Consider the following 26,826-nt stretch of genomic DNA (forward strand, 5'->3'; position numbering starts at 1 on the left):
GAGGTCGGGTGCCCAGCGGGAAGAGAACGCCTGACCAGCGGAGAGGCGGCAGCTGATCGGCAGGAGCACCGCGGCTCCCAGGCAGGAGGACGCGGCTCCCGGGGCGGGAGGGCGGACGGTCCCCCGGCAGCGGGACGACAGCCGGCCGGGTGGGCAGCGCGGGCCCGCCCACCCTCGCGGGCGGGGCGTGGCGGAGCCGTCGCGCGGGCAGGCATACGGGGTTGTGCGCCGGTGGTACGAGGCTCGTCGTAAGGTCCCACCATCCGGGCTTCCGCTTCCCACGGAGCGGACGACGTGGTTTTGTCCTGAGACACCCCGATCCGCCTCCGGGTTCGCAACCTGCCCCCGGTACAGGAAGAATCGGGGTGCGTGCCGCCATGGCGGTGCGGTGGTGAGACGCTGCACGGGGTCGCGCACACAACCTGGGTGACGCGGTCCGTACGGGGAGGTGGCAGGGCAAGTGGTGGATCAGCTGACGCAGCACGATCCGCGGCGGATCGGGCCGTTCGAGGTGCTGGGACGGCTGGGTGCCGGTGGCATGGGGCTGGTCTATCTGGCGCGCTCGGCGTCGGGTCGGCGCGTGGCGATCAAGACGGTGCGGACGGAGCTGGCGGAGGACCAGCTCTTCCGGGTCCGTTTCACCCGCGAGGTCGAGGCGGCCCGCGCGGTGTCCGGTTTCTACACGGCCGCCGTGGTCGACGCCGACCCCCGTGCCGCCGTGCCGTGGCTGGCGACCGCGTACGTCCCCGCGCCCTCGCTCGAAGAGATAGTGAACGACTGTGGGCCGATGCCGGTCCAGGCCGTCCGCTGGTTCGCGGCGGGCGTGGCCGAGGCCCTGCAGTCCATCCACGGCGCCGGACTCGTGCACCGGGATCTGAAGCCCTCCAACGTCCTCGTCGTCGAGGACGGGCCGCGTGTGATCGACTTCGGTATCGCGTCCGGCGTTTCGAACACACGTTTGACGATGACGAACGTGGCCGTCGGTACGCCCGCGTACATGTCGCCCGAGCAGGCGAAGGACTCGCGGAGCGTGACCGGTGCGAGCGACGTCTTCTCGCTCGGCTCGATGCTCGTGTTCGCGGCCACCGGGCACGCACCGTTCCACGGGGCCAATCCCGTCGAGACCGTCTTCATGCTGCTGCGTGAGGGACCGGACCTCTCCGGCCTCCCGGACGAGCTGCGCCCCCTCATCGAGTCCTGTATGCAGATGGACCCGACCGCCCGCCCCAACCCCGCCGACCTCCAGGCCCAGCTCGCGCCCCACCTCTTCGGCTCCGGTTCGGACGACAGCGGTACGGCGTCGGCGTGGCTGCCCGAGAAGGCGGTGAGCCTGATCGAGACCCGCCGCGGCGGACGCCCGGCGCCCAAGCAGCAGAGCTCCGGCGGACGCGGCGGCGCCACCGGCCGCCCGACGGCCCCCGTACCGCCGCCCCCGCCCTCCTACGACCCCGCGCCGGTGCCGCCCGTCTCCCCCGGCGCCCCCGACACCGGGCCGGTGCGGCTCGCCGGGGGCCAGGTGCCGATCGGACCCGGGCCCCGCGTCGCCGACGCCCGCGCCGCCGCCGTGCAGGCGCCCCCTCCGGAGGCGGGCCTCGCCGCGTCCTGGTCTCGGCCGCGCGCCGGCGTGAACGGCGCGGACCCCGCGCCCGCCGTGCCCGCCCCGCCCGCCCCCGAACCGGCCGCCTCCGGCTGGCGCCCCTGGCGGTTCCGCATGTCGAACGACGTCTGGGGTACCCCGTCCGTCGCCGACGACCTCGTCTACGTCACCTCCTTCGAGGTCCACGCCCTGGACGTGGCCACCGGCAGGCGCCGCTTCAAGACCCGGGACGTCGCCTGGTCGATGGCGGTCGCGGACGGCCGTGTCCACGCCTCCGACGGCCCGACCCTCTTCGCGCTCGACGCACGCGAGGGCGCCGACCTGTGGCGGCTGTCCACGGACGCCTGGGTGTACTCCCTGAAGGCCGACCGGGGCACCGTGGTCACCGCGACCAGAGGCGGCGGCGTACAGGGCTGGGAGGCGTCCAACGGGCAGAAGCTCTGGGAGGTGACCGGCGCCCAGACCGACTTCGAGTCCCCCGAGGCGGGCCCCGTGGTCCAGGACGGCACGGTGTACGTCTGGAAGGACGCCCGGCTGTGCGCCCTGGAGGCCCGCACGGGTGACGAGCGCTGGTCGTACCCCGTCGGCGACGCGGCCTCGTGCGGCGGAGTCCCGGTACGGCTGACGCCCGCCTCGGACGGATACGTGTACGTCGCCGCCGGGAGCCGCGTCCTCGCCGTCGACGTGGTCGGCGGGCACGTGCGCTGGCACTTCGAGGCGCCCGCCGTCTTCCTCTCCGCGCCCACGTTCGCGCCGGGGCCGGCGGTCACCGGTGGCGGTGTCTACCTCGCCGACTACCTCGGCACGGTCTACGCCCTCGACGCCACCGACGGCCGTGACCGCTGGCGCATCGCCACCGAGTCCCGCTCCTCCCTGGAGCCGGCCCTCGTGGCGGCCGGGCACGTCCATGTCGGCAGCGGCAAGGGGCTCTACACCCTCGACGCGGTCACGGGGACGCCGAAGTGGCGGTTCCAGGCGGGCGGCGAGATCGTGGGGGCGCCGTCGGTGGCGGAGGGACGGATCCACTTCGGCTCCACCGACCACCTGCTCTACACCCTGAAGGCCGACGACGGCCGGCTGCGGTGGAAGCTCGCGACGGGCGGCGAGATCACCGGCTCGCCCGTGGTCAAGGACGGCGTGGTGTACGCGTGCAGCAAGGACCGGTGCGTGTACGCGCTGGACGCGGAGAAGGGGACGGGGACGGCGCGGACGACGTAGGCGCCCATGGGGTGAGGGCCCGGGGTTGTCGGGCGGGGCCGCACCGGATGCCGTCCGGCGGGTCCGAGGGTGCCGGACCCGCCGGACGGCAGGGGCCGCGCCGCTATCCGGCGTAGGTCTCGAACTCGGCGACCCGCGGGGTGCCGTTCGAACCGGTGATCTCGAAGGTGATCTTGCGCAGTGAGAGCTGGGGGAAGCTGATGGCGCCCGCGCCGCTGCCGGAGGTCAGGACGGTGCCGGTGTCGTGGTCGACGACCCGCCAGGACCTGATGGTGCCCGCGGTGCCCGAGGTCTCCCGGATGTTGATCGCGGACACCGAGGTGGCGGAGCCCCACTTGACCGAGATGGAACCGGTCGGGCCGGTCGGCGACCAGTAGGTGCTCATGTTGCCGTCCAGCACGTTGCCGTAGCTCGTGCCGGAGGCCTTGCTGGACCCGTCGGAGCCGGCCCCGGTGCTGAGGTTGGTTCCGCCGGGCCGGGTCGGCGGGTCGGTCGGTGCGGGCGTGGGGTCGGTCGGCGTCGGAGCCTGCGGGGAGCAGTTGCCGTCCGACACCTTCAGGCCCTTGTTGGCGCCCGCCGTCGCGCTGGTGACGCTCGGCACGCAACCGGCCGCGTCGGGACTGTAGGAGTACGGGATGCTGACGGTGGTGTTGGACCGCGGGTCGGGGCCGGCGGGGTTGTTGTCGCCGCCGGGGCGGGACCACCTCACGTTGTCGAAGATGTTGCCGCTGACCTGCCAGTAGCCGGCCGCGTCGGTGTAGAAGGTGCCGAGGACGTCCTTGGAGTCCTTGAAGTAGTTGTTGTCCACCTTGGCACGGGCCCCGGCGCGGGAGTTGATGCCGGAGTCGTTGAGGCCGACGTAGTGGTTGTTGTAGATGTGGGCGATGCCGCCGCGCAGAAGGGGCGTACGGGAGTCGATGTTCTCGTACCGGTTGTGGTGGTAGGTGACGTAGCCGTTGGAGACGTCGCTCTCACTGGATCCGACGAGGCCGCCGCGGCCGGAGTTGCGCAGGATGCTGTAGGACAGGGTCACGTACCGGGTGTTGTTCTTCATGTCGAAGAGGCCGTCGAAGCCCGCCGACTCCCCGCCCGACGCCTCCAGGGTGGTGTGGTCCACCCAGACGTTGCGGACGTTGCTCTCCATGCCGATGGCGTCACCGCCGTTGGAGGTGGGCGAGCCCGACTTCTTGACGTTCCGGACGGTCACGTTCTGGATGATGATGTTCCTGGCTTCGCGGATGTGGATGCCCAGCTGGTCGAAGACGGCTCCGCGGCCGACCCCGACGATCGTGACGTTGCTGATCTCCTTGAGCTCGATCACGCTGTCGGCGGTGTTGCAGCTGCCGCCCGACACCTTGCTGGTGTTGCCGTGGTTGATGGTCCCCTCGACCTGAATGGTGAGGGGGGTGCTGCTGCTCGCCCGGTTGCACAGCGCCGCGTGGATCGCGGTTCCCGTGGTCGCCCGTACCGTCTGCCCCCGGCTCCGCCGGTGGTGCCGCCGTTCTGGGTGGCGTAGCCGGTGGCGCGGCCGGTCGCGGCCGATGCCTCGGGCATCGACAGAACCGTGCCGGTCGCGGCGGCCGTGAGGGCCATCGTGGCCAGTGCCGCGTGGAACCGCGTTGCTCGTGGTCGTCTCATCCTCGTTCTGCCCTTTCGCCGTTGCACGCAGGTCGTGCTGCGTGCCGTTGTCGTTCGGGCGGACCGTCGGGGTGCCGACCTGTTGGGGGAGGTCGTCGTTCGGTCCGATGCGGGTGCTCTTCTCCTCGGGTGCGGATGCGGTGGTTCGGTAATGCCGGGACGCTCACGCTCGTCGGTCCCGGGTCCCGGGTCCCGGGTCCCGGGTCCCGGGTCCCGGGTCCCGGGTGCGGGGTGCGGGGTGCCGCGACCGTGGCGCCGCCGACTCGGTCTGCTTGTTGTGGTGCGGCGCCGTCATGGATGTCACTGGCTGCGCAGACAGTCGTCCGTTCAAAACCAGGAACGAGATTCGACTATCTGAACGTCGACACGGAGGGTGTGCTGGCTCGATTTCGGTCCCCGCAGGCGCCATGGTCGACGAGGGAGTGTCGTCGAAGTGTTGCCGCAAGGCAGGAAGCGCTTTCTGCCCGGAGAATAGGGCGACGCCCGTGAAGCGGCAAGGTTGCGCGCAGTTATGGAATCCAGGATTTCGTTTCATGTGCGTGAACAGAGAGGTGGGAACTGTGAGAACTTCCCTGTCGGAACCGCGCTGTCGGAACTCTCACGGCGGCAGTTGTCCGACAGCCACGCGGTCGGAGCCGTTCAACGCCGTCGCGGTGTCCGTCTGACGGACGGCCCGGTCCCGCTACCCCGCGTTCCGTTCCCACCCCTGGTCAAGTTGACCAGGGGTGGGGTGCGTGGGCGCGACGGCCGGGGCGGGACGCGCGACCAGACGCGGTCCCGGCCGCTGACCTGGTGCCCGGTGCGCTGTTGATTCATCGCCGAGGGCGCGCGGCCCTGACGGCATCGCGGTACCGGTCACCGAGCACTGCGGAGAAGCAAGGACGATGCGTCGTGACCCCTGAGCTCATAGGCCGCTTCCGGAAGTCTTCGTACTCCGGGGGCAGGGCGACTGCGTCGAGATCGCCCCCTCTCCACCGGCGGCCGGGCCGTCCGCGACAGCAAGAACCCCCACGGCCCCCTCCTCCACCTCGCCCCCGACGGCTGGCCCGCCTTCCTGGCCGGGGTCAGGGGCGGCACGCCCGGGCGGTAGCGGGTCTTCGGGCGAGGCCGTAAACGGCGGCGTTGCTGAGCCGGCGGCAATGGCCAGGCCTGGAGCACCTCGGCGCCGTCGGCCCGGCCGGCAGTACGCACACACCACACACACTGCATGATGGTCACTTGACTTCCTCCCCCGCCTGAGGGCGGGGGATTCCAGCGGTCGCCCGCTGGGGTTCCTGCTTCACCGACGACCGCCCCGTCCGGGAGGACTCCCGTTGAGGGCTTACACCGTCTCCACAGGCAGACACGGCCAGCCCGGCCGCGAGAACAAGGCATCCGATGAATGATCACGCGCTCTGGCGACGACCCCCCAGTCCCCGCGGTACACGGTCGTGTAGTTGCTCTGGCAGTACGAGGAGCCCGAACGCGGGTTTGCGGCTGATCCGTTGGGCGACCGCGAAGGGCGCGAGGCCGTCGCCTTCGGACCGAGGGGTCAGCGAATGCGGAACCCGCCCGCCCGCCGCCCCCTGAACAGCTCCGCCTGCCGTTCCCCCGGCAGGTTGCCCAACGAGACGAGGTGCGGGGCGTACGCGAGGGCGTGCGTCCGCGCCGCCTCCCGGGCGGACCAGCAGGCCCGGACCGTGCCCTGGACGGCCTCCGGCGGATACCCGGCGATCACCTCGGCGCACCGCACGGCGGCGGCGACGGCCTCGCCGGGTTCCGTCACCTCCGACACCAGCCCCACCTCGTACGCCCGGCGCGCGGACATCCGCTCGGCGGTGCCCATCAGCGCCAGCCGCGTGGCCTCACCGTACGGCATCCGCTGGGACATCAGGATCGACTCGAAGGCGCTGACCATGCCGTAGGTGGTGTGGGGGTCGAAGAAGGCGGCGGAGGGGTCGGCGACGATGAACTCCGACTCGCCCAGGAGGTAGAAGGCCCCGCCGCAGGCCATGCCGTTGACGGCCGCGATCACCGGCTTCCACAGGTCGTTCGTCTTGGGGCCGATCCTGAGGAGGGGGTCCTCGATCGTGTACGGGGAGTTCGGCTGCGGTACGGCCGTCGCCGCGTCCCGGTCGAGGCCCGTGCAGAAGGCGCGGTCGCCGGCGCCGGTCAGGACGACGGCCCGTACGGTGTCGTCGAACCTCAGCTCCCGCCAGGTGGAGGTGAGGTGCTCGGCCGTGGGCAGGTCGATCGCGTTGAGCTTCCCGGGCCGGTCCAGGGTGAGGACTGCGACGCCCGAGTCCCTGTCCGTCGTCGTACGCAGGGTCACGGCCGCTCCAGTACCCATTGGGGCAGGCCGGTGGCGGTGAACACCACCCGCACCCGCGCGCCGATCCGGACGCGGTCGGGGCGGACGGAGTCGAGGCGCGCGCCCGCCTCGCTCACCAGGTTGCCGACGAGGCGGATGCGCGGGGCGTCGGCCAGCTCGACGAGGACGACGGGGTAAGGGGCCTGCTCGGCGTAGTCGGGGAGGAGGGGCGGGTGGGGGAGGACGTACGACCAGACGCGGCCCCGGCCGCCGACCCGGCGCCACTCGCTCGCGAAGGAGCGGCAGTGCGGGCAGCAGGGGCGGGGCGGGAAGCGGAGTTCGCCGCAGTCGGCGCAGGCCTGGATCCGCAGTTCGCCTCGGGCGGCGTACTCCCAGAAGGGGGCGCCGTCGTCGTCCACGACCGGTGTCAGCATCTCGACTCCCCGTATCGATCGGCTCGTTCAGTTCCTCAGCAGCAAAGCCGAGGTCGGTACGCCCTCGCCCGCCGTCACCAGGCACGTCGCCGCCCCCGGCACTTGCGCGGTGCTCGTGCCGCGCAACTGCCGTACGCCCTCGGTGATCAGGTTGAAGCCGTGGACGTACGCCTCGCTGAGACCGCCCCCGGAGGTGTTGAGGGGCAGCCGGCCGCCGATCTCCAGGGCGCCCCCTTCGGTGAAGGCGCCGCCCTCGCCCCGGCCACAGAAGCCGTAGCCCTCCAGGGAGAGCGGGACGAGGGCGGTGAAGGCGTCGTAGATCTGGGCGACGTCGATGTCGTCCGGGGTCAGGTCGGCGTGTTTCCAGAGGTGCCGGGCGGTGGTCCAGGCGGGACCGGTCAGCGGGTCGTCGTTCCAGTAGTTGACCATGCCGTGGTGCTGGGCGGGCAGGCCCTGGGCGGCGGAGTGGACGTGGACGGGGGTGCGGCGGCAGTCCCGTGCGCGCTCGGCGGAGACGAGGACGCACGCCAACGCCCCGTCCGTCTCCAGGCAGTTGTCGAAGAGGCAGAGGGGTTCGCTGATCCAGCGGGAGTTCATGTACATCTCGCGGGTCAGCGGGCGGTCGTACATGATCGCGGCGGGGTTCTGGTTCGCCCGGTTCCGGCAGGCCAGCGCCACGTTGAAGAGATGGTCCCGGGTCGTGCCGTACTCGTGCATGTGGCGGCGCGCGAGCATGGCGATCTCGTCGGCGGGGCGGAGCAGGCCGTACGGGCGGGTCCACTGGGCGGGGGTGGGGAGCTGGACCGCGGTGTTCTTCCACGGGCGGGGGCCCGAGCCGCGCTTCCGGGACCGCCAGGCGACGCCGACCGTGGCCTGCCCGGTCGCGATCGCGGCGGCGAGATGCGCGACCGTGGCACACGAACCGCCGCCGCCGTAACCGACCTTGCTGAAGAAGGTGAGGTCTCCGAGGCCGAGCGCCTTGGCGACCTCGACCTCGTCCGTCTCCTCCATCGTGTACGAGGCCAGCGCGTCGACCTCCTCCGGCACGATCCCGGCGTCGTCGAGCGCGGCGAGGATCGCCCGGCACGCCAACGCCTTCTCGCTTTCCTGGAGTTGCTTGGCGAAGGGGGTCTGGCCGATGCCGACGATCGCAGTCGCGTCCTTGAGCACGGCCATGGGAGCACACCTTCCGCACAGGGGCTGCTGGCTGCTGACAGTGCGTCAGCGTACAGCTAATCTGACGGGTAGTCAGCTACTGGTTCTCGGGTACGGAGGCCTGCTGTGCGCGGTGACTCGGAAGTGCGCGGTGATGTGGAGTGGGGGACCGTCCCGGGGCTGCTCCGCTCGGCGTTCGAGCGGTACGGCCCGGTCGAGGCCGTCGTCGACGGGCGGGCGCGTGTGTCGTACGCGGAACTGGGTGCCCGGGTCGAGCGCGCGGCGGCGGCGTGCGTCGCGAACGGGGTGCGGGTCGGCGACCGCGTGGCCCTCTGGGCGCCGAACTCCCTCGACTGGATCGTCTCCGCGCTCGGCGCGGTCTCGGCGGGCGCGGTGCTGGTCCCGCTGAACACCCGCTTCAAGGGCGGTGAGGCGGCGGACGTACTGGCGCGCAGCAGGGCCAAGCTGCTGTTCGTCACCGGGACGTTCCTGGGGACGTCGTACGTCGCCTCGCTGCGGCGGGCGGCTGGGGCGGACGGCGGCCGGCTGCGGGCGCCGGGGGCCGGGAGCGTGTGTGAGAAGCCGGGCCCGCTGCCCGGCCTCCCGCACCTGGAGCAGGTGGTGGTGCTGTCGGACGACGCCCCCGCCGACTTCCGCACCTGGAAGGACTTCCTGGCGAGCGGCGACGGGGTCGGGGCGGGGGAGGTGCGGGCGAGGTCGGCCGAGCTCACGGGGGACTCCCCTTCCGACATCATCTTCACCTCGGGCACCACCGGCCGCCCCAAGGGCGCGGTGATCACCCACGCGCAGACCCTGCGGGCGTACGAGGTGTGGAGCGAGCTGGCCGGGCTCTGGCAGGGCGACCGGTATCTGATCGTGAACCCCTTCTTCCACACCTTCGGCTACAAGGCGGGCGTGCTCGCCTGTGTCATGCGGGGCGCGACTATGATCCCGCAGCCGGTGTTCAACGTGGAGACGGCGATGGCCAACGTGGCGGCGGAACGCGTCTCCGTCCTCCCCGGCCCGCCCACCCTCCACCAGTCCCTCCTGGACCACCCCGCCCGCGACGACTACGACCTCGGTGCCCTGCGCCTGGTGGTGACGGGCGCGGCGGTGGTGCCGTTGCGCCTGGTCGAACGCCTGCGGGCGGAGCTGCGCGTGGACACCGTGCTGACGGCGTACGGCCTGTCCGAGGCGTCCGGCATCGTCACGATGTGCCGGCGCGGCGACGAGCCTTCGATGATCGCGTCGACGTCCGGCCGGGCGATCCCGGGCACGGAGGTGCGGGTCGTCGGCCCGTCGGGGGCCGCCTTGCCGCCCGGCTCCCCCGGGAGGTCCTCGTCCGCGGCTTCAACGTCATGCGGGGCTACTTCGAGGACCCCGCCGCGACCACGGAGGCGATCACCGAGGACGGCTGGCTGCGCACCGGCGACGTAGGCGTCCTCGACCGCGCCGGCAACCTCCGCATCACCGACCGCGTCAAGGACATGTTCATCGTCGGCGGCTTCAACGCGTACCCGGCGGAGATCGAGCAACTGCTGGGACTGCACCCGGACGTGGCCGATGTCGCCGTCATCGGCGTCCCCGACGCCCGCCTCGGCGAAGTCGGCAAGGCCTACGTCGTACGCCGCCCCGGCGCCACCCTCACCTCCGACGACCTCATCGCCTGGTCCCGCCGCGAGATGGCCAACTACAAGGTGCCGAGGGCGGTGGACTTCGTGGGGGAGCTGCCGCGGAACGCGAGCGGGAAGGTGGTGAAGGGGGAGCTGCGGGGGCGGTGAGGGCGGTGAGGGACCGGGCCGTGGTTCGGCTCCGGTGGGTGCTGGGCGGCGAGGCGGACACGCCTCGACCGCGGTGGCTCCCCCTCCGCGCCACCGCGGCCGATCCCCGTGGGAAGGGAGCCCGATGTCCCTACTTGCCGTTGCCGTTGCCGTTGCCGTTGCCGTTGCCGTTGCCGATGTCGAGGGCGGGCGGGGCGGGCATGCTGTTGTCCATCGTCCTGACCGCGTCGGCGTCGACGGGCTCGCTGGGCATGCTGTTGTCCTGCGGCTTGGCGACCGGATTCTTCGGCGGCGTGGGCATGCTGTTGTCCCGCATGGCGATGGTCTCGGCCCTGGACCTGGTCGGCTCGCTCGGCATGTTGTTGTCCAGCATGGTGACGTCCGCGTTGGTCTTCTTGTCGCTCATGGCCTGGGTCCTCCGCTGTGGTGACGAGTCAGGAACGCCCGCCCGGAAGCTCCCCCGAGGGCCGCCGGACGGGCGATATGGAGCGCACCCTAACCGGGTTGCTCTCCTGACCGGATCGCCTGCCCCCGACGCGACGCTCCGGCACGTAAGAGAGTGCCGGGCCGAGATAAACGAATGCTGAACGTCCGGGCCGGCGGGGGTGCGAGCACGCCAACGCTCCTGCTCGTGTGCCCGCCGGTCCTCAGGCCGCCTCGGCCGGGGCGATCAGGCCGCGTACGGCCGCGGCCTCCTCGGCGGCGCCGCTCTGCTCGTAGAGGCCGAGCGCGTCCCGCCAGCAGGCGCTCGCCCGGTCGGTCTGGCCCAGCGTGGACAGGGCCCGGCCGAGGAGGGTGACGACGTGCCCGCGCATCCGGTCCCCGCCGACACAGCCCAGGGCGAGGGCTTGTTCGGCGTGGTGCGCGGCGAGCGCGGGGCGTTGGGCGGCGAGATGCACCTCGGCCATGCGGAAGTGGGTGTTCCCCTCCCAGAGCCGCTGCCGGTGCTCGGCGAAGACGTACTGCGCGTGCGAGAACTGTTCGAGCGCCTCGGTGTGCCGGCTCGCGCTGGTCAGCGCGAGGCCGAGGGCGAGATGGGCGTTGGCGCGGCGCATCGGCCGACCCATCTCGGCGTGCACGTCGAGGCTGTGCCGGGCGATGTCGATCGCCTTCGCGGTGTTGCCCATGCCCAGGTGGGCGCGGGAGAGATTGGCCAGCGTCACCGCCTCGTTGAGCCGGTTGCCGGCGGCCCGGTAGCCCTCGATCGCCTGTTCCAGGAAGATCTTGCCGTCCGCGTACCGGCCCTGGTGCATGGAGATGAGACCCCGGTCGTTGGCCACCCAGCTGGTGGCGACGTCCTGCGCGGAGGCCGTGAGGTCCATGGCGAGCTGTGCCTGGTCCGCCGCCTGCCGGATGCGGCCGGAGACCAGCAGGACGTTCGTCAGCATCGTCCGCGCCCGCCCCTCCGCGCGCGTGTCCCCCGCCGCCCGCGCCGCGTCGCACATCGCGCGCGCCGTCGTCTCGTACTGGTGGGAGTTGGCACCGGACTCGGTGAGATCCTTGGCGGCCCAGAGCAGGTCCACCGCGCGGCGCAGCCGGTCCGTTCCCGCGGACTGCGGGACGCAGGCCAGCAGGCAGCCCGCCTCGTTGTAGAGCCAGTCGAGCGCCGCGGAGCCCTCGGTGAAGCGCAGCCCCGGGTACTCGGTGGGCTCCAGGTGGTCCACCAGCCGGTCCCCCGGCCGTTCGATCGCGTACACCTCCGACGCCGTCGCCAGATAGAAGTCCAGCAGTCGCGACATCGCCGCGTCCCGTTCGCCGGGCGGGTGTTCGTCGCGCTCGGCGCATGCACGCGCGTAGAGACGTACGAGATCGTGGAAGCGGTAGCGGCCCGGGGCCGCGGACTCCAGCAGGGACGTGTCGACGAGGATCTCCAGCAGGTCCTCGGTGTCCTCCGGCGGCAGGTCCAGTACGGCGGCCGCGGCGGCCAGGGAGATGTCCGGGCCGTCCGCCAGCCCGAGCAGGCGGAAGGCGCGTGCCTGATCCGGCTCCAACTGGCCGTAGCCGAGCTCGAACGTCGCCTTCACCGCAAGGTCACCGGCCTGCAGCTCGTCCAACCGCCGCCGCTCGTCGGCGAGTTTGGCCGCAAGGACGGACACCGTCCACGTTCTGCGCGCTGCCAGGCGGGAGGCCGCGATACGGAGGGCGAGGGGCAGGAAACCGCAGGCCGCCACGACGTCGAGGGCGGCCTCGCGCTCCGCCGCCACCCGCTCCGCGCCGACGATCTTCGTGAAGAGCCGGAGTGCCTCGTCGGGGGACATCACGTCCAGGTCGACGAGGTGGGCGCCGGCCAGGTCCACCATGCGCACCCGGGCCGTGACGAGGGCCGCGCAGCCCGCCGTGCCCGGTAGGAGGGGCCGTACCTGCGCGGCGTCGCGGGCGTTGTCCAGCAGTACGAGCACCCGGCGGCCGTCCAGGACCGACCGGTAGAGCGCGGACCGCTCCGCCAGGGAGTCGGGGATCGCCGAGTCGGCAGTGCCGAGCGCCCGCAGGAACGAGCCGAGGACCGTCTCCGGTTCGGCGGGGCGGGCGCCGGCGCCCTGGAGGTCGACGTACAGCTGGCCGTCCGGGAAGGACGGGCGCGCCCGGTGGGCGACGTGCACCGCAAGGGTGGTCTTGCCGACGCCGCCGATGCCGGCCAGCGCCGACACGGCCATCACCCGGCCCTCGGCGCCGGACGCCTCCGCCAGCGCCCCGCTCAGGTCGTCGACGAAGGAGGACCGGCCGGTGAAGTCCGGGACGGTGGCGGGGAGCTGGGCGGGCCGGACGGGGGCGGCGGCCGGCTCGGGGGCCTGGGGCGCGGAGGGTTCCGCCAGGCCCGGGTCCGCTCGCAGGATGCGCTGCTGCAACTCCCGCAGAGCCGGGCGCGGGTCCACGCCCAGTTCGTCGGCGAGGAGCCGGCGTGTGTCGGCGTACACCGCGAGAGCCTCCGCCTGCCGTCCGCTCCGGTACAGCGCCAGCATCAGCAGTTCGCGCAGCCGCTCCCGTAGAGGGTGCGCGGCCGTGAGGGACGTCAGCTCCGAGACCGCAGCCGCGTGGCAGCCCTGCTCCAGGTCCATGTCCAGCCGGGTCTCGACGAGTTGGAGGCGCCACTCGTCGAGGCGGGCCCGCTGCGTCTGAGCGTACGGCCCCGGAACGCTCGCCAGGACCTCGCCGTCCCACAGGCCGAGCGCCTTGTTCAGCAGGCTGCGAGCGCGGTACAGATCGCCGGATCCCCGGGCCTTCTCGGCGTCCGAGGCCAGGTCCCGCGCCACGGCGAGGTCCAGCGCGCCGCCGGACAGCGCGCGGACCGCGTAACCGCCGGACTCGCTCACCAGCACATCGGCGGAGAGCACCTTGCGCAGCCGCGAGGCGTACGTCCGTACGGCGGCCAGCGCCTGCGAGGGCGGATCGTCGCCCCACAGCGCGTCGATCAGCTCGCTCGCGGTGGCCGTGCGACCCTCGCGCAGCAACAGCGCGGCGAGAAGGGCGCGTTGCTGTGGCGAACCGGTGGAGAGGGGTTCCGTGCCGCGCCAGGCCCGTACGGGGCCGAGCACGCTGAAGCGGATTTCGGCCGCGTCGTGGGCGTCCGGTTCCGGAATCCGGTCTTCCCCGGGATCCCTCTGCTCCGGTACTCGCGGCACACCGACCTCCGGTACTCGCGGCTCACCGCCCATCGACGCCCCCTAGGCCTCCCCGACAACCTGAGCGGCTCCAGGGAAGAGCAGGTACGTCCCTCCCCGGCACCGCTCAGCCAGTTTGCCTTGTTCATGGCAGATACGTCAGCTCTGGGGGGCGGCACTCACAGGGGGCCGTCGGGGACATCACAAGGCCCACACAGACTCTCCTCGTGCCGACGCCGACCGAACCACTGCCCGACGCCGTACGCATCGACGGCCCGCGCATAGCTGACGACCCGTCAGATCAGCGCTACCGTGGCGCACATGGAGACCAAGGAGACCGCCACGGCGCCCACCGCCTTCCCGAAGATCATCTCTGTCGACGACCACACGGTGGAGCCCCCGAACGTCTGGCAGGACCGGCTCCCGAAGAAGTACCGGGACATCGGTCCCCGCATAGTGCGCGCGCCGCTGAAGGAGATGACGTTCCTCGGCGGACGCTTCCGGCCCGTCATGGGCGCCCCCGGCGACGACGGCCCGATCGGCGACTGGTGGGTCTACGAGGACCTGCACCGCCCGCTGACCCGCCTCGACACCGCCGTCGGCTACTCCAGGGACGAGATCAAGCTGGAGGTCATCACCTACGAGCAGATGCGCCCCGGCTCGTACGACGTCCCGCAGCGCCTCGCCGACATGGACGTCAACCACGTCCAGTCCGCCCTCTGCTTCCCGACCTTCCCGCGCTTCTGCGGCCAGACCTTCACCGAGGCCTCGGACCGCGAACTCGGGCTGCTCGGTGTGCGGGCGTACAACGACTGGATGGTGGAGGAGTGGTGCGGCCCGCAGGCCCGGGGCCGTCTCGTCCCGCTCACCCTCGTCCCCCTCTGGGACGCGGAACTGGCGGCGGCGGAGGTGCGGCGCAACGCCGCCCGGGGCGTTCGCGCCGTCGCCTTCTCGGAGATCCCCCCGCACCTCGGTCTGCCCTCCGTCCACACCGACGACTGGGACCCCTTCCTCGCCGCCTGCGACGAGACCGGCACGGTCGTGGCCATGCACATCGGCTCGTCGAGCCGCATGCCGTCCACCTCCGCCGACGCCCCGCCCGCCGTCGGCTCCACCATCACCTTCGCCAACTGCTGCTTCTCGATGGTCGACTGGCTGATGAGCGGCAAGTTCGAGCGTTTCCCGAACCTCAAGGTCATGTACGCCGAGGGCCAGATCGGCTGGATCCCGTACATCCTGGAGCGCGCGGACGTGGTGTGGGAGGAGAACCGGGGCTGGGGCGGTGTCGCCGACAAGGTCCACCGGCCGCCGTCGGAGCTGTTCGCCGACCATGTCTACGGCTGCTTCTTCGACGACGCGTTCGGCCTGAGGAACCTCGACGCCATCGGCGTGGGCAACGTGCTGTACGAGACCGACTACCCCCACTCCGACTCCACCTGGCCCGAGTCGCGGCAGGTGGGGGAGGCCCAGATGGGGCACCTGGACCCGGACGTGGTGGACCGGATCGTGCGGCGGAACGCGATCGAACTGCTGGGGCTGACGGAAGAAGGGCTCTGGGCGGGGCCCACGGCCTGAGCCCGTACCCGTTCCAGGCGCTCGACCTCTTTCTGACGATCCATCGGATATCTCGACGGGTCACGACCGGTCCAGGCACATGAAGCATCGTCAACCGTGGGGTTCATCGTGCAGACACCGCCGGAAGAACGACCGGATCACGCGAGCCCGTCGGCGTCCGGAGGCCGACTGGCCCCCGAGGGCCGCCTGGCCTACGGAATGCAACTCCCCGTCCAGTCCCAGAGCGTCCTCTACGCCGAGCCCTGGGAGGCGGACGCCGGACCCCGGGATCTCGTCGAGGTGGCGCGGGCCGCGGACCGGGCGGGGTTCGCGTACGTCGCGAGCTGCGACCATGTGGCGATTCCGCGACGGCTCGCGGACGCGATGGGAACGGTCTGGTACGACCCGGTAGCCACCCTCGCCTATCTGGCGGGGGTGACCGAGCGGGTGCGGCTGCTCAGCCATGTCGCCGTCGTGGGGTTGCGGCATCCGCTGCTGACCGCGAAGCAGTACGCGACCCTCGACCACCTCGCGGCCGGCCGCCTGATCCTCGGGGTGGGGGCCGGGCATGTGCGGGAGGAGTTCGAGGCGCTGGGTGTCGACTTCGAGCGGCGCGGACTCGTGCTGGACGAGTCCGTCGAGGCGCTCCGAACGGCTCTCGGGGCGGACGAGTTCCCCGAACACCGCGGCAGGCTCTACCAGTTCGAGGGACTCGGGCAGCGGCCCCGGCCCGCCCAGGAGCACATCCCCGTGTGGGTCGGCGGGTCATCCCCGGCCGCAGTGCGACGGGCGGCCCTCAAGGGGGACGGGTGGCTGCCGCAGGGGGACCCGCGCGACCGGCTGCCCGAGCGGATCGAGCGGATACGGCGGCTCAGGGAGGAGGCCGGAACCGAAGGGCCGTTCGTCATCGGTGCCATCGCCGAGCCGTTGTACGTCGGCACACCTGCCTGGGGCGTCGGGCGGCGGACCATCAGCGGGCCGCCGGACGCTCTCGCCGAGTCGCTGCGGGCGTACCGGGCGATGGGGGTGGACCAGGTACAGGTGCGCTTCCGCAGCCGGAGCCGGGGGAACTCCTTGACCAGATAGGGCAGTTCGGGGCAGAGGTCGCGCCTCTGCTGTAGCGGGGGCTTGTTTTGAGCCGCACTCCTTGAAGGATTGAACATCTCTACGTCGATTGCCGTATGTGCGAACGTACGGACCTACGGCTTCGGCGGAAGGACACATGGACGTGCGCGCTTCCCGACAACTCTCCGTCGCCGTCGCTTGCCCAGGGGAAGCCTGGCCGCACCCCGACTGGCCGGCCAGGGACGACCCGTACGTCGAGCGGGCGGTGCTTCTGTCCGAGCCCTTCCGGATCCCCGAGAGCGCGGATGTCGTCGTCCTGCGCTCCGCCGAACCGCTGAGATACTTCCGGGAGTTGGTGACCGGTACAACACCGGCGATCGTCATCAGCCCCTGCCGGGCCGCCGAGACCGTCATCGAGGTGTTCCGCGGCGGGGCGGGCTATCTGGTAGAGGGCGACTACTGCGCCTGCATGCTCTCCTCGGCCGTCGTCGGGGCCAGCGTCGGGCACACCTACCTCTCCCCGGCGGCCTGTGCCGCTCTGCGCGAGGGTGTCCGGCGGCAGTCCGCGGCGGGCGAGGCGACGGAGCGGCTGCGTGGCCTGCTCTCGCCACGTGAGCGGCAGATCATGGACCTGCTGTCCACCGGTCTGGGCGCGCAGGCGATCGGACTGCGACTACGGCTGAGCGAGAAGACGGTCCGCAACAACCTCAGCAACATCTACGCCAAGCTCGACGCACGCGGCAGCACGGACGCGGTACTGCGGTGGCTGGGGGCGGCGGACGGTGGTGGTCAGAGGGCTCTGGCCCGCTGACGCTCGGCTTCTGGTGCGTGGCCCCTGATCATCTTGATTCGCAAAAGGAATGGCCCCCGCGGGAGCCGCGGGGGCCATTCGAGTGTTTCATGCGTCTCGTCTTTTCTAACGCTGCTTCCTGCCTGCGTCTCTCCTATGAAGATGTTTCCGGCAGCGGTACTTCGACGTCGACGACGTTCTCCCCGCCCTCTTCGAATCCGGGTTCGATGCGGAGGCTGTTCGCGTCGTTGAGGATTGCGTCGGCCTGCGGCGTCCCGCACTTGATGTTGCGCAGCCAGAGGCGGCCGTCAGGGGTTCCGCTCTTGAGGAGCCGCGGGTAGAAGACGTGTACGCCCGCGGATCCCTCACTGGGGGAGAAGAACACCTTCTGGCCGTCTTGCTCTTCCTTGTAGGTGGCCCTGAGGAATCCACCCACGTCGACGCGCTTGTGTGACCACATGAAGAAGCCGATGTGGTCGGGCAGCAGCGCGCCCCTCAGGCTTTGGGTGAAGCCGGTCGTCGTGTCGTCGCGCTGGAGGTTGATGTCCTGTTCGCTGAACTGGAGGCCCACTTCGAAGATCGAACTCGCCAGCTTGGCGCCGCCGGAGAAGACGGAACCGTCCTCCGTCTGGACGATCCTGGTCACCGAGCCGCTGACGGTGAATGCCTTCGTCTGCGCCGTGTCGCTTCCGCAGTTGGTGTCCGGTTTGGACACCCGCTCATTGGGGCCGAAACTGTTCTTCTGGCTCTGGACGGGGACGAACTCGCAGTTCTCCAGCCGGTCCGAGTCGCTCTTGCAGTCGGCGTCGACCTCGCTGGGAGTGGCCGCGCCCGCGTTGGCCATGAAGGGAACCGCCACTGCGAGGGCGGCCACCGGGGCCAGGATGAGGGTGAGGCGCTTCTTCTTGCTGCGGTGGCTGCCGCTGCGGCCTGCGCGTGTCATGGTGTGTCTCCTGTACGGATCGTGGTGGTCAGCGGGAGCCGCAGTCCTTCAGCTTGGTCTCGATCAGGCCGTCCGCCGCGCCGGGCGCGCCCGCGGCCCCCGGCAGGATGACGGGACCCTCGACTACTTCTTCCGCCTCGAAGATCTGCTCGGGGACGGGGTTGAGGACGGTCGTCGCCGGCTTGGCGTCGATCTTCACGACCCATTTGCCCGTCATACGCTGCATCTTGGGTGTGAACTCCACAAAGAGCTCCTTGCCCTCAGGTATCGGCCTGTTTATCGTCTCGCTGGCGGTTGCCGTCCTGATGGTCATGTCCAGCGTTCCCTTGTGCTTCACCCAGGCGCCGCTCAAGGCTCCGAAAAGTCCGCCTACGGCGCCTTGCTGCGTCACCTTGTACTTGCCTTCGCCCTGAGCCACGGAGGTGGTCCATGACCCATCGGCTACCGCCTCGGGGTTGAGGTCCGGGGGGCAGTTCGGGAAGTCGATCGTGACCTTCTCCGTGGGCCCGTTGAAGGTCTCGAACTTCGTCTCGACGAATTCACAGCTGTCGGCCTCGAAACCGGGGCCGGCAATCCCACTGCCGCCGAAATCCGAGATGTGCTGCGGTTTGCCCTCGAGTACCTTGGACCTTTCGCACATCCTCATGATTTCCTCGGGCCCCGAGACCGTCGTTCGTGACTCCGGCGCGGCGTTCGCCGACGGCAGCAGCACGATGGCGACGGCTGCTCCACTCGTGATCGCCGTGCCGATCGCCACGTACCGGACCTTCTTGTTCTTGAAGCGCCTCTTGGCCACGCTCCGCTCCCTCCTTGGGGGTGGCTCTACTTTTCTGCTGAGGATTATCGGAGTCCTGTGAGCGCCGCCGACAGAGTCAAATATCCCTACTCTGCGGTCACTTGAGGTGTGCAGGTGCAATCGGCAGTCGGCTCTCACGTCAGCTGACGCACCGTCAAATATGGCGCTACGCTGCTGTTATCCACCGCCACCAGGGGAGTCCCCATGGGCAAGCTCGACGGACGTGTCATCCTCGTCACAGGCGCCGCGCGCGGTCAGGGCGAGCAGGAGGCCCGGCTGTTCAGGGCGGAAGGGGCCGAGGTCGTGGTCGCCGACGTCCTCGACGACCGGGGCGAGGCCCTCGCCAAGGAGATCGGCGCGCTCCACGTCCATCTGGACGTGAGCCGCGAGGATGACTGGGTGGCCGCCGTCACCGCCGCCAAGGGCGCGTACGGCCACGTCGACGGACTCGTCAACAACGCCGGCGTGCTGCGCCTCAACGCCCTCGTCGACACCCCCCTCGACGAGTTCATGCAGGTCGTGCGGGTCAACCAGGTCGGTGTCTTCCTCGGCATCAAGGCCCTCGCCCCCGAGATCGAGGCCGCCGGCGGTGGGACCATCGTCAACACCGCCTCGTACACGGGCCTGACGGGCATGGCGTACGTCGGCGCGTACGCCGCGACCAAGCACGCGATCGTCGGCCTCACCCGTGTGGCCGGCCTGGAGTTGGCCCGTAAGGGCATCCGGGTCAACGCGGTCTGTCCCGGCGCGATCGACACCGCGATGACCGACCCCGGTGGCGACGCCTCCGCCGAGGCCGTCGACAGGCTCTACCGCAAGCGGGTCCCGCTCGGCCGGATCGGCCGGCCCGAGGAGGTCGCCCGACTGGCCCTCTTCCTCTCCTGTGAGGACTCCTCCTACATCACCGGGCAGCCTTTCGTGATCGACGGGGGCTGGCTGGCCGGGGTCAGTCTGATCTGACGACCCGTCAGCTATTGACGCTCCACGGAGCCGGTGGAACAGTCGGCCGTACCGAGATCTGATGCAGAGTCAGGTACGTGGGCGGACCAGACCATGGGACGGTGAACCTCCGTGGAATTCGGGCTCTTTGTACAGGGATACGTGGGCAAGCGGGCCGAGACCGATCCGCTCGCCGAGCACAAGGCGCTGATGGAGGAGACCGAGTACGTCATCGAGGCGGACCGGTCCGGCTTCAAGTACGCCTGGGCGTCGGAGCACCACTTCCTGGAGGAGTACTCGCACCTCTCGGCCAACGACGTCTTCCTCGGCTACCTGGCGCACGCGACCGACCGGATCCACCTCGGCTCCGGCATCTTCAACCCGCTCGCCCAGGTCAACCACCCGGTGAAGGTCGCCGAGAAGGTCGCCATGCTCGACCATCTCACCGAGGGCCGCTTCGAGTTCGGCAGCGGACGCGGGGCCGGTTCCCACGAGATCCTCGGCTTCATCCCCGGGGTGACCGACATGAATCACACCAAGGAGATCTGGGAAGAGACCATCGCGGAGTTCCCCAGGATGTGGCTCCAGGACGAGTACGTCGGCTTCCAGGGCAAGCACTGGTCCCTGCCGCCGCGCAAGATCCTGCCCAAGCCGTACGGGAAGTCCCACCCCGCGATGTGGTACGCCGCCGGGTCGCCGCCGTCGTACGCCATGGCCGCGAAGAAAGGGCTCGGCGTGCTCGGCTTCAGCGTGCAGAAGGTCTCCGACATGGAGTGGGTGCTGGAGCAGTACAAGACCGCGATCGTCGACGCCGAGCCGATCGGGGACTTCGTCAACGACAACGTGATGGTGACGACGACCGCGATCTGCGCGCCCACCCACGACGAGGCGGTGCGTGTGGCGGTGAACGGCGGGCTGCACTACCTGCCCTCCCTCGTCTTCCGGTACCACGACACGTTCCCGAGGCCCGACGGCTTCCCCGTGTGGCCGGAGACGCTGCCCGAGTACGACGAGGAGTTCATCGAACTGCTCATCGAGGAAGAGCTGTTGATCTGCGGGGACCCGGACGAGGTGGTCCGGCAGTGCAAGCGGTGGGAGCAGGCCGGGGCGGACCAGCTGAGCTTCGGGTTGCCGGTGGGGGTGCCGAAGGAGGAGACGTTGCGGACGATCCGGCTCGTCGGGGAGCACGTCATCCCGAAGATCGACACGGATCCCGTGCACCGGACCTCGCGGTTCCGGGCGGCGGGCTGAGGGTCGGACGGCGGCTGCGGGCCCACCGCGGCTGCTCGCGCCCACGGGGCCGAGCCGCACATCGGCAGGGACCCGCGCCTTCGAAAGCACTGCGGCACCCGATCGTTACCAGGCGCCCGGAGGGGTGAGGCATGCTCGACCATGTGATCAAAGGCGCGACCGTCGTGGACGGGACGGGCGCCCCTGCTCGTACGGCCGACGTGGGGATACGGGACGGGCGGATCGCCGTCATCGGGAAGGTGACCGAGGAGGCGCGGTCGTCCGAGGACGCGCGCGGGCTCGTCCTCGCACCCGGCTTCGTCGACCCCCACACCCACTACGACGCCCAGCTGTTCTGGGACCCGTACGCGACGCCGTCCCTCAACCACGGGGTGACGACCGTCGCGGGCGGGAACTGCGGGTTCACGCTCGCGCCTCTCAACCCCGCCCGGCCCGAGGACGCGGACTACACGCGGCGGATGATGTCCAAGGTGGAGGGGATGTCGCTGGTCGCGCTGGAGGAAGGCGCGCCCTGGAGCTGGCACGGCTTCGGGGAGTACCTGGACGCCCTCGAAGGCAGGATCGCCGTCAACGCGGGCTTCATGGTGGGCCATTGCGCGCTGCGGCGGTACGTGATGGGGCCGGACGCGATCGGCGGGCAGCCGAGCGACGTGCAACTGAACGAGATGCTGGGGCTGTTGCACGAGGCGATGGAGGCGGGGGCGTGGGGGCTGTCGACCACGCAGTCCTCGACGCACAGCGACGGGGACGGCAGGCCGGTCGCGTCGCGGCACGCCACGCCCACCGAACTGCTCGCGCTGTCACGGGCGGTGGGTGAACACGAGGGCACCCAGATAGAGGCGATCGTGGCGGGCTGCCTGGACCAGTTCAGCGACGACGAGATCGACCTCTTCGTGGAGATGAGCGCGGTGGCGGGCCGCCCGCTCAACTGGAACGTCCTCACCATCGACTCGGCGGTTCCCGAGCGCGTGCCGAGGCAGCTGGAGGCGAGTGAGCGGGCGCGGAAGGCGGGGGGCAGGGTCGTCGCCCTCACGATGCCGATCCTCACGCCGATGAACATGTCGCTGGGTACTTTCTGCGCGCTGAACCTGATTCCGGGGTGGGGCCCGATCCTGAGCCTGCCGGCCCCCGAGCGGATCGAGCGGCTGCGCGATCCGCAGGTGCGGGCGGAGATGCTGCGGCGCGCGGACTCGAAGGAAGCGGGCGTCTTCCGCCGGCTCGCCCACTTCGGGCGGTACGTCATCGGCGACACCTACAGCGCGGCGAACGAGGGCCTGACCGGGCGGGTCGTGAAGGACATCGCGGCGGAGCGCGGGCAGGAACCGTTCGAGTGCCTGGTGGAGATCTGCGCCGCCGACGACCTCCGTACGGTCCTGTGGCCCATGCCCACCGACAACGACCCCGACTCCTGGACCCTGCGCGCCGAGACCTGGCGGCACGAGGACGTCCTCCTCGGCGGTTCGGACGCGGGCGCCCACCTGGACCGCATGTGCGGCGCCCCGTACACCACCAGGTTCGTCGGGGACTGTCTGCGCGGCCGGAAGCTGCTCGGGCTCGAACAGGCGGTGAAGATGCTGACCGACGACCCGGCACGGCTCTTCGGCCTCCGCGAGCGCGGGCGGATCGCCGAGGGATGGCATGCGGACCTCGTCCTCTTCGACCCGGAGCGCGTCGACGCCGGCAAGGCCACCCTGGTGCACGACCTGCCGGGTGACAGTCCGCGCCTCGACTCCAGGGCGATCGGCGTACGGGCGGTCTGGGTCAACGGCGTCGAGGCGATCCGCGACGACGTGGTGACCGGGGCCGTGCCCGGGAAGGTGCTCCGGAGCGGGCGGGACACGCGGACGGTGAGTACGAGGTGAGCCCCGCGGGGTCTTCGCAACGGCGGCGGTTGTTCATCGGCGGCTCCTGGGTGGAGCCCGACGGCGGGCACTACGAGGTGGTCGACCCGGCGACGGAGGGCGTCGTCGGGTGGGCCCCGGAGGCCTCCCGGGAACAGGTGCACGCGGCCACCGCCGCCGCCCGCGAGGCCTTCGGCCCGTGGTCGCGCACACCGGCCGCCGAGCGGGCGGCGGTCCTCGCCCGTACGGCGGACCACATACGACGCCACCTCGTCCCCTACGCCGAACTCGCCCGGGCCGAGACGGGCGCGACGACCGGTACGGCCCGGGGGATGCAGGTGGGGGTGGGCGCGGCCCGTTTCCAGCGGTACGCCCGCCCGGAGCCGGTGGAGGAGCCGATCGCACCCCAGATCAACGAGGCGGGGCCCTTCGGCAAGGCGACCGTGATGGGCGCCCTCGCCGTACGCCAGCCGGTGGGCGTGGTCACCTGCATCACCTCGTACAACAACCCCTGGGCCAACCCGGCCGGCAAGATCGCCCCCGCCCTCGCCATGGGCAACACGGTCGTCGTCAAGCCGGCCCCCCAGGACCCGCTCTCCGTCTACCGCATGGCCGAGGCCCTGGAGGCCGCGGGCATCCCGCCGGGCGTGGTGAACGTGGTGAGCGGCTCGGGTGCGGACGTCGGTGAGGCGGCCGTGGACTCCCCCGACGTCGACATGGTGAGCTTCACCGGTTCGACGGCCGTCGGGCAGCGGATCGCCGAGGTGTGCGGGCGGGGCATGAAGCGCCAGTTGATGGAGCTGGGTGGGAAGGGCGCGGCGGTCGTCTTCGACGACGCGGACGTGACGGCGGCGGTGGCGGGCATCGCCACGACCTTCACCTTCTACAGCGGGCAGATCTGCACGGCGCCGACGCGGGTGATCGCCCAACGGGGTGTCTACGACCGGCTGGTGACCCAACTCGCCGCGTACGCAGGCCGGTTGCCGGTGGGCGACCCGCGTGAACCGGGCACGGTGGTCGGGCCGGTGATCTCGGCGGCCCACCGGGACCGGGTGGAGTCGTACGTGGCACTGGGCCGCAAGGAGGGGGCGCGGGTGGTGGCGGGCGGTGAACGGCCGCCGTACGAGCGGGGTTTCTACGTCGCCCCGACCCTCCTCGCCGACTGCACCCCCGACATGCGCGTCGTCCGCGAGGAGATCTTCGGCCCGGTCGTCGTCGTCCTCCCCTTCGACGACGAGGACGAGGCCGTCGCCCTGGCCGACGACAGCGAGTACGGCCTCATCGACTACGTCTGGTCGGGGGATGTGGCCCGCGCCTTCCGCGTGGCCCGGCGCCTCAGGGCGGGGGGAGTGGGAGTGAACACCGTAGGCCGCAACATGGAGGCCCCTTTCGGCGGGTTCAAGCGGAGCGGGGTGGGGCGCGACGTGGGGTCGTACGCGCTGCACGCGTACAGCGAGACGCAGGCGATCGTCTGGCCCGGGTGAGGCCTTTCCGCCTGATCCTTCGCGCGCGATGATGTGCGCATGCAGAGTGAGCGGCGTGTCCGACGGGAACGCCGCGGAGAGCGGCAGCGGAAACTCGTCGACCTCCCCGTCGGCCGTGATCCGGCCGATCCGGTCGGTCCCCGTCTCCGTGAACCAGAGCGCGTCATCGGGACCCGCCGCGATCCCGAACGGCCCGGCATCGGGCGTCGGCAACGGAAGGGACGCGGCCTCTCCGTCCGTCGTGACGCGCCCGATCCGATGCCCTTTGAACTCCGTGAACCACAGCGCCCCGTCGGGCCCGGCCACGATGACCGACGGCCCGGACGAGTCCGACGCGAGCGCGTACGACGTGGTCTCGCCGTCGGGTGTGAGCCTGCCGATGCGCCCGGCGGGCACCAGGGTGAACCAGCTGCGGGGCCGTCGCGTGATCCCGTGGGGGGAGGCCGAGCCCGAACCGTGAGGCGTACGGCGACCTCACGGAGGGGGAGCGGGTGGAGTGGTCGTGGACCGACCCCGCTGAAGGGGAGCTACTCGCCCCTCCGGTCCGCCAGATCCACCCGTACCGTCAGCAACCGCGACCCCAGCACCCGTACCGCCGCGCTGTTCATGCGGGGCAGGGTCCGCAGGCGGGCCACCGGGTCGTCGTCCGGGAGGAGGCGGGCGGTGCCGGTGTGCCAGCGGCCCCGGATGCGGACCCGTACCGACGGGTCGGCCTTGATGTTGCGGATGTAGTGGGACCTCTCGCCGTACTCCGAGACCAGCCAGAACGTGTCGCCCACGCGGCGGCCGCCGACGGGGGTGCGGCGGGGGAGGCCCGAGGTGCGGCCGGTGGTCTCCAGGACGGTCTGGAGCGGTACGCGGCGCAGGACCGGGTTGGCGACGTGGCGTTGAAAGGCGGTGACGACGCGTTGTTTGAGGTCCGCATGGCGGGACATCGGCGTGGATCTCCTCGGGTTGTGGGAGGTAGGGCGTACAGGATCGGGTACGGGGCAAAGGCGGTGGCTGGCCGGTGCGGGTCGTGACGTGGAATCTGTGGTGGCGGTTCGGACCGTGGCAGGAGCGCCAGAAGGCGATTCTCGCGGCACTGCGTGAACTTCGACCCGACGTCGTCGGGTTACAGGAGGTCTGGGAGCAGGGCGGGGAGAATCTGGCCGGGTGGCTCGCCGAGGACCTCGGGATGCACTGGGCCTGGGGCGCGTACGGCGATCCGGGGCGCTGGCAGCGGCGCATCGGGGACAGCAGTGTCGGGATCGGCATCGCCGTGCTCAGCCGGTGGCCCGTCCTGGAACAGGAGGCCATCGGGCTGCCGACGGGTGAGAGCGACAGCGGGCGCGGCGCGCTCTACGCGCTCCTCGACGCGCCGGGTGCCCCCGTCCCCTTCTTCACCACCCATTTCAGCTCCTCGACCGACGCGTCCGCGCTGCGCTGTCGCCAGGTCGCCGTGCTCGCGGAGTTCGTCGCCCGGCACCGGGGCGCCACCGGCTTTCCGCCCGTCGTCACCGGGGACTTCAACGCCTGGCCGGACTCGGACGAGCTCCGGTTGCTGGGCGGGTACCGGACGGCGCCGGTCGTCCCCGGGCAGGTGCTCATCGACGCCTGGGAGTACGCCGATCCGGCCGCCCCCTCGGCGACCTGGGACCTCGCCAACCCGTACCTCGCCGGTGCCTTCGGGCCGAGCGCACGGGTCGACTACATCCACGTGGCACCGACCGGACGTGGTGAACCCGGGCACGTCCGGCGTGTGTGGCGGGCCGGGGACGCCCCCGTCGACGGCGTCTGGCCGTCCGACCACACCGCCGTGGTCGCGGAACTGACGGACGGGTAGGGGGCTACCGTGGGCGGGCCGATCGAGGGGACGCGGATCGGGACGAAACGACGTCGCCGGACGTGAGGAGAATGAGGGGTGTCAGAGAGCCCGCGACGAGGGGCGCCCAGCGCCGGAGCGTTTTCCGCTGGAACCGCGTTGAGGATGCGCCACCTGTTGAGGCACGGCGTTGCACAAGCATTGCACTCCTGATGTCTCTCGGCGTCGGCGCGCTTCTGACGCGCTGTCGCTGCCGACGCGGCTGGATCTGCCGCCGATCGTGCCACCTGGCGGGTTGTTCAGCACCCCCCGTCATCAGGGAAAACAATCTCGTGGGTGCACTGCGCCGGGAAACTCCCACGTCGGCCTCCACTGTCAGTGGGTGTGGTGCGGCGGGGTCAGCCTGCGGCGACTTTGACCAGGTCTTTCAGTCGCGAGGAGGCCGGTCCGTAGCAGACGTGGTAGTCAATCTCGGTGGGGTCGCCGACGCTGCGGCGGGCCGGCACCCAGTGCCCGAAGCCGTCTTCCCGGCAAGCGCGGATCGCGACGCGTACCCAGTCGTAGACGCGTTCGCCGTGGGCGCGGACGAGGGCACGGAGGAGGCGCCCGCGCAGGTACGGCGGGGGCGCCCGCGCAGGTACGGCGGG

At 71.1% G+C, this 26,826-nt stretch carries 17 protein-coding genes and 5 pseudogenes; 11 read left to right on the forward strand and 11 right to left on the reverse strand.

Going from position 1 to position 26,826, the window contains the following annotated elements; genetic code table 11:
• The first annotated feature begins 460 nt into the window (after nucleotides 1–460).
• Nucleotides 461–2,815 carry a PQQ-binding-like beta-propeller repeat protein gene (locus tag WBG99_RS20255; RefSeq protein WP_338897641.1) on the forward strand — a complete coding sequence of 785 codons (2,355 nt, stop codon included), beginning with the start codon at nucleotides 461–463 and terminating at the stop codon, nucleotides 2,813–2,815.
• Between the two features lie 103 nt (nucleotides 2,816–2,918).
• Here the strand turns inward: WBG99_RS20255 and WBG99_RS20260 are convergent.
• Nucleotides 2,919–4,453 (reverse strand): annotated as a pseudogene (locus tag WBG99_RS20260) (pectate lyase).
• A 949-nt stretch (nucleotides 4,454–5,402) separates the two neighbouring features.
• Between WBG99_RS20260 and WBG99_RS20265 the strand changes: the two are divergent.
• Nucleotides 5,403–5,543 (forward strand): DUF397 domain-containing protein, encoded by a 141-nt coding sequence (locus tag WBG99_RS20265; protein ID WP_338900415.1) that lies wholly within the window; start codon nucleotides 5,403–5,405, stop codon nucleotides 5,541–5,543.
• Between the two features lie 124 nt (nucleotides 5,544–5,667).
• Here the strand turns inward: WBG99_RS20265 and WBG99_RS20270 are convergent.
• The 4 genes and pseudogenes from WBG99_RS20270 to WBG99_RS20285 form a co-directional block, all read right to left on the reverse strand.
• Nucleotides 5,668–5,820: pseudogene (locus WBG99_RS20270) on the reverse strand (transposase); the annotation flags it as partial.
• A 164-nt stretch (nucleotides 5,821–5,984) separates the two neighbouring features.
• Nucleotides 5,985–6,764, reverse strand: a complete 780-nt coding sequence (locus tag WBG99_RS20275; RefSeq protein ID WP_338897642.1) for an enoyl-CoA hydratase/isomerase family protein — start codon at nucleotides 6,762–6,764, stop codon at nucleotides 5,985–5,987.
• A complete protein-coding gene (locus WBG99_RS20280) occupies nucleotides 6,761–7,177 on the reverse strand; it encodes an OB-fold domain-containing protein (protein WP_338897643.1) in 417 nt (138 codons plus the stop codon). The genes WBG99_RS20275 and WBG99_RS20280 overlap by 4 nt, the downstream gene beginning before the upstream one ends.
• Nucleotides 7,178–7,204: 27 nt before the next feature.
• Nucleotides 7,205–8,353 carry a lipid-transfer protein gene (locus WBG99_RS20285; RefSeq protein ID WP_338897644.1) on the reverse strand — a complete coding sequence of 383 codons (1,149 nt, stop codon included), beginning with the start codon at nucleotides 8,351–8,353 and terminating at the stop codon, nucleotides 7,205–7,207.
• 123 nt (nucleotides 8,354–8,476) lie between these two features.
• On the opposite strand from WBG99_RS20285, the pseudogene WBG99_RS20290 reads away from it, so the two are divergent.
• A pseudogene (locus tag WBG99_RS20290) lies at nucleotides 8,477–10,113 on the forward strand (fatty acid--CoA ligase family protein).
• Nucleotides 10,114–10,243: 130 nt separating this feature from the next.
• Here the strand turns inward: WBG99_RS20290 and WBG99_RS20295 are convergent.
• Together WBG99_RS20295 and WBG99_RS20300 are read right to left on the reverse strand one after the other, a co-directional pair.
• The gene (locus WBG99_RS20295) at nucleotides 10,244–10,519 is read right to left on the reverse strand and encodes a sigma-like protein (protein WP_338897645.1); all 276 of its coding nucleotides are present in this window, start codon (nucleotides 10,517–10,519) and stop codon (nucleotides 10,244–10,246) included.
• 241 nt (nucleotides 10,520–10,760) lie between these two features.
• Nucleotides 10,761–13,766 (reverse strand): BTAD domain-containing putative transcriptional regulator, encoded by a 3,006-nt coding sequence (locus WBG99_RS20300; RefSeq protein WP_338897646.1) that lies wholly within the window; start codon nucleotides 13,764–13,766, stop codon nucleotides 10,761–10,763.
• A 267-nt stretch (nucleotides 13,767–14,033) separates the two neighbouring features.
• Here WBG99_RS20300 and WBG99_RS20305 point away from each other — a divergent pair, with 267 nt between their 5' ends.
• The 3 genes and pseudogenes from WBG99_RS20305 (at nucleotide 14,034) to WBG99_RS20315 (ending at nucleotide 17,142) form a co-directional block, all read left to right on the forward strand.
• Nucleotides 14,034–15,287, forward strand: coding sequence for an amidohydrolase family protein (locus WBG99_RS20305; protein WP_338897647.1), 1,254 nt, complete (start codon nucleotides 14,034–14,036; stop codon nucleotides 15,285–15,287).
• A gap of 198 nt (nucleotides 15,288–15,485) precedes the next feature.
• Nucleotides 15,486–16,387 (forward strand): annotated as a pseudogene (locus WBG99_RS20310) (TIGR03619 family F420-dependent LLM class oxidoreductase).
• 107 nt (nucleotides 16,388–16,494) lie between these two features.
• Nucleotides 16,495–17,142: a LuxR C-terminal-related transcriptional regulator gene (locus tag WBG99_RS20315; protein ID WP_338897648.1), complete on the forward strand. Its 648-nt coding sequence runs from the start codon at nucleotides 16,495–16,497 to the stop codon at nucleotides 17,140–17,142.
• A 133-nt stretch (nucleotides 17,143–17,275) separates the two neighbouring features.
• Here WBG99_RS20315 and WBG99_RS20320 read toward each other — a convergent pair whose 3' ends face one another.
• Complete coding sequence (locus WBG99_RS20320) at nucleotides 17,276–18,064, reverse strand: hypothetical protein (protein ID WP_338897649.1); 789 nt, start codon at nucleotides 18,062–18,064, stop codon at nucleotides 17,276–17,278.
• 28 nt (nucleotides 18,065–18,092) lie between these two features.
• Complete coding sequence (locus WBG99_RS20325) at nucleotides 18,093–18,860, reverse strand: hypothetical protein (RefSeq protein ID WP_338897650.1); 768 nt, start codon at nucleotides 18,858–18,860, stop codon at nucleotides 18,093–18,095.
• 204 nt (nucleotides 18,861–19,064) lie between these two features.
• On the opposite strand from WBG99_RS20325, the gene WBG99_RS20330 reads away from it, so the two are divergent.
• The 4 genes from WBG99_RS20330 to WBG99_RS20345 all read left to right on the forward strand — a co-directional run bounded on the left by WBG99_RS20330 (nucleotide 19,065) and on the right by WBG99_RS20345 (nucleotide 24,375).
• Nucleotides 19,065–19,820 carry a glucose 1-dehydrogenase gene (locus tag WBG99_RS20330; protein WP_338897651.1) on the forward strand — a complete coding sequence of 252 codons (756 nt, stop codon included), beginning with the start codon at nucleotides 19,065–19,067 and terminating at the stop codon, nucleotides 19,818–19,820.
• A 111-nt stretch (nucleotides 19,821–19,931) separates the two neighbouring features.
• Nucleotides 19,932–21,050 carry an LLM class flavin-dependent oxidoreductase gene (locus WBG99_RS20335; RefSeq protein ID WP_338897652.1) on the forward strand — a complete coding sequence of 373 codons (1,119 nt, stop codon included), beginning with the start codon at nucleotides 19,932–19,934 and terminating at the stop codon, nucleotides 21,048–21,050.
• A gap of 131 nt (nucleotides 21,051–21,181) precedes the next feature.
• Nucleotides 21,182–22,912 (forward strand): D-aminoacylase, encoded by a 1,731-nt coding sequence (locus tag WBG99_RS20340; RefSeq protein WP_338897653.1) that lies wholly within the window; start codon nucleotides 21,182–21,184, stop codon nucleotides 22,910–22,912.
• The gene (locus WBG99_RS20345; protein ID WP_338897654.1) at nucleotides 22,909–24,375 is read left to right on the forward strand and encodes an aldehyde dehydrogenase family protein; all 1,467 of its coding nucleotides are present in this window, start codon (nucleotides 22,909–22,911) and stop codon (nucleotides 24,373–24,375) included. Before WBG99_RS20340 ends, WBG99_RS20345 begins: the two co-directional genes overlap by 4 nt.
• A gap of 60 nt (nucleotides 24,376–24,435) precedes the next feature.
• On the opposite strand, the pseudogene WBG99_RS20350 reads toward WBG99_RS20345, so the two are convergent.
• Both WBG99_RS20350 and WBG99_RS20355 read right to left on the reverse strand, forming a co-directional pair.
• Nucleotides 24,436–24,804: pseudogene (locus WBG99_RS20350) on the reverse strand (virginiamycin B lyase); the annotation flags it as partial.
• A 98-nt stretch (nucleotides 24,805–24,902) separates the two neighbouring features.
• Nucleotides 24,903–25,310 (reverse strand): nitroreductase/quinone reductase family protein, encoded by a 408-nt coding sequence (locus WBG99_RS20355; RefSeq protein ID WP_338897655.1) that lies wholly within the window; start codon nucleotides 25,308–25,310, stop codon nucleotides 24,903–24,905.
• A 74-nt stretch (nucleotides 25,311–25,384) separates the two neighbouring features.
• On the opposite strand from WBG99_RS20355, the gene WBG99_RS20360 reads away from it, so the two are divergent.
• Complete coding sequence (locus tag WBG99_RS20360; protein ID WP_338897656.1) at nucleotides 25,385–26,200, forward strand: endonuclease/exonuclease/phosphatase family protein; 816 nt, start codon at nucleotides 25,385–25,387, stop codon at nucleotides 26,198–26,200.
• The last annotated feature ends 626 nt before the right edge of the window (nucleotides 26,201–26,826 follow it).

Source organism: Streptomyces sp. TG1A-60 (assembly GCF_037201975.1).
Lineage (GTDB): Bacteria > Actinomycetota > Actinomycetes > Streptomycetales > Streptomycetaceae > Streptomyces.

Bases quoted from the DNA above. Each gene is read 5' to 3' on its own strand.
- WBG99_RS20280 (WP_338897643.1), bottom strand. From the start codon at position 7,177: ATGCTGACACCGGTCGTGGACGACGACGGCGCCCCCTTCTGGGAGTAC.
- WBG99_RS20285 (WP_338897644.1), bottom strand. From the start codon at position 8,353: ATGGCCGTGCTCAAGGACGCGACTGCGATCGTCGGCATCGGCCAGACC.
- WBG99_RS20295 (WP_338897645.1), bottom strand. From the start codon at position 10,519: ATGAGCGACAAGAAGACCAACGCGGACGTCACCATGCTGGACAACAAC.
- WBG99_RS20300 (WP_338897646.1), bottom strand. From the start codon at position 13,766: ATGGGCGGTGAGCCGCGAGTACCGGAGGTCGGTGTGCCGCGAGTACCG.
- WBG99_RS20305 (WP_338897647.1), top strand. From the start codon at position 14,034: ATGGAGACCAAGGAGACCGCCACGGCGCCCACCGCCTTCCCGAAGATC.
- WBG99_RS20320 (WP_338897649.1), bottom strand. From the start codon at position 18,064: ATGACACGCGCAGGCCGCAGCGGCAGCCACCGCAGCAAGAAGAAGCGC.
- WBG99_RS20330 (WP_338897651.1), top strand. From the start codon at position 19,065: ATGGGCAAGCTCGACGGACGTGTCATCCTCGTCACAGGCGCCGCGCGC.
- WBG99_RS20340 (WP_338897653.1), top strand. From the start codon at position 21,182: ATGCTCGACCATGTGATCAAAGGCGCGACCGTCGTGGACGGGACGGGC.
- WBG99_RS20355 (WP_338897655.1), bottom strand. From the start codon at position 25,310: ATGTCCCGCCATGCGGACCTCAAACAACGCGTCGTCACCGCCTTTCAA.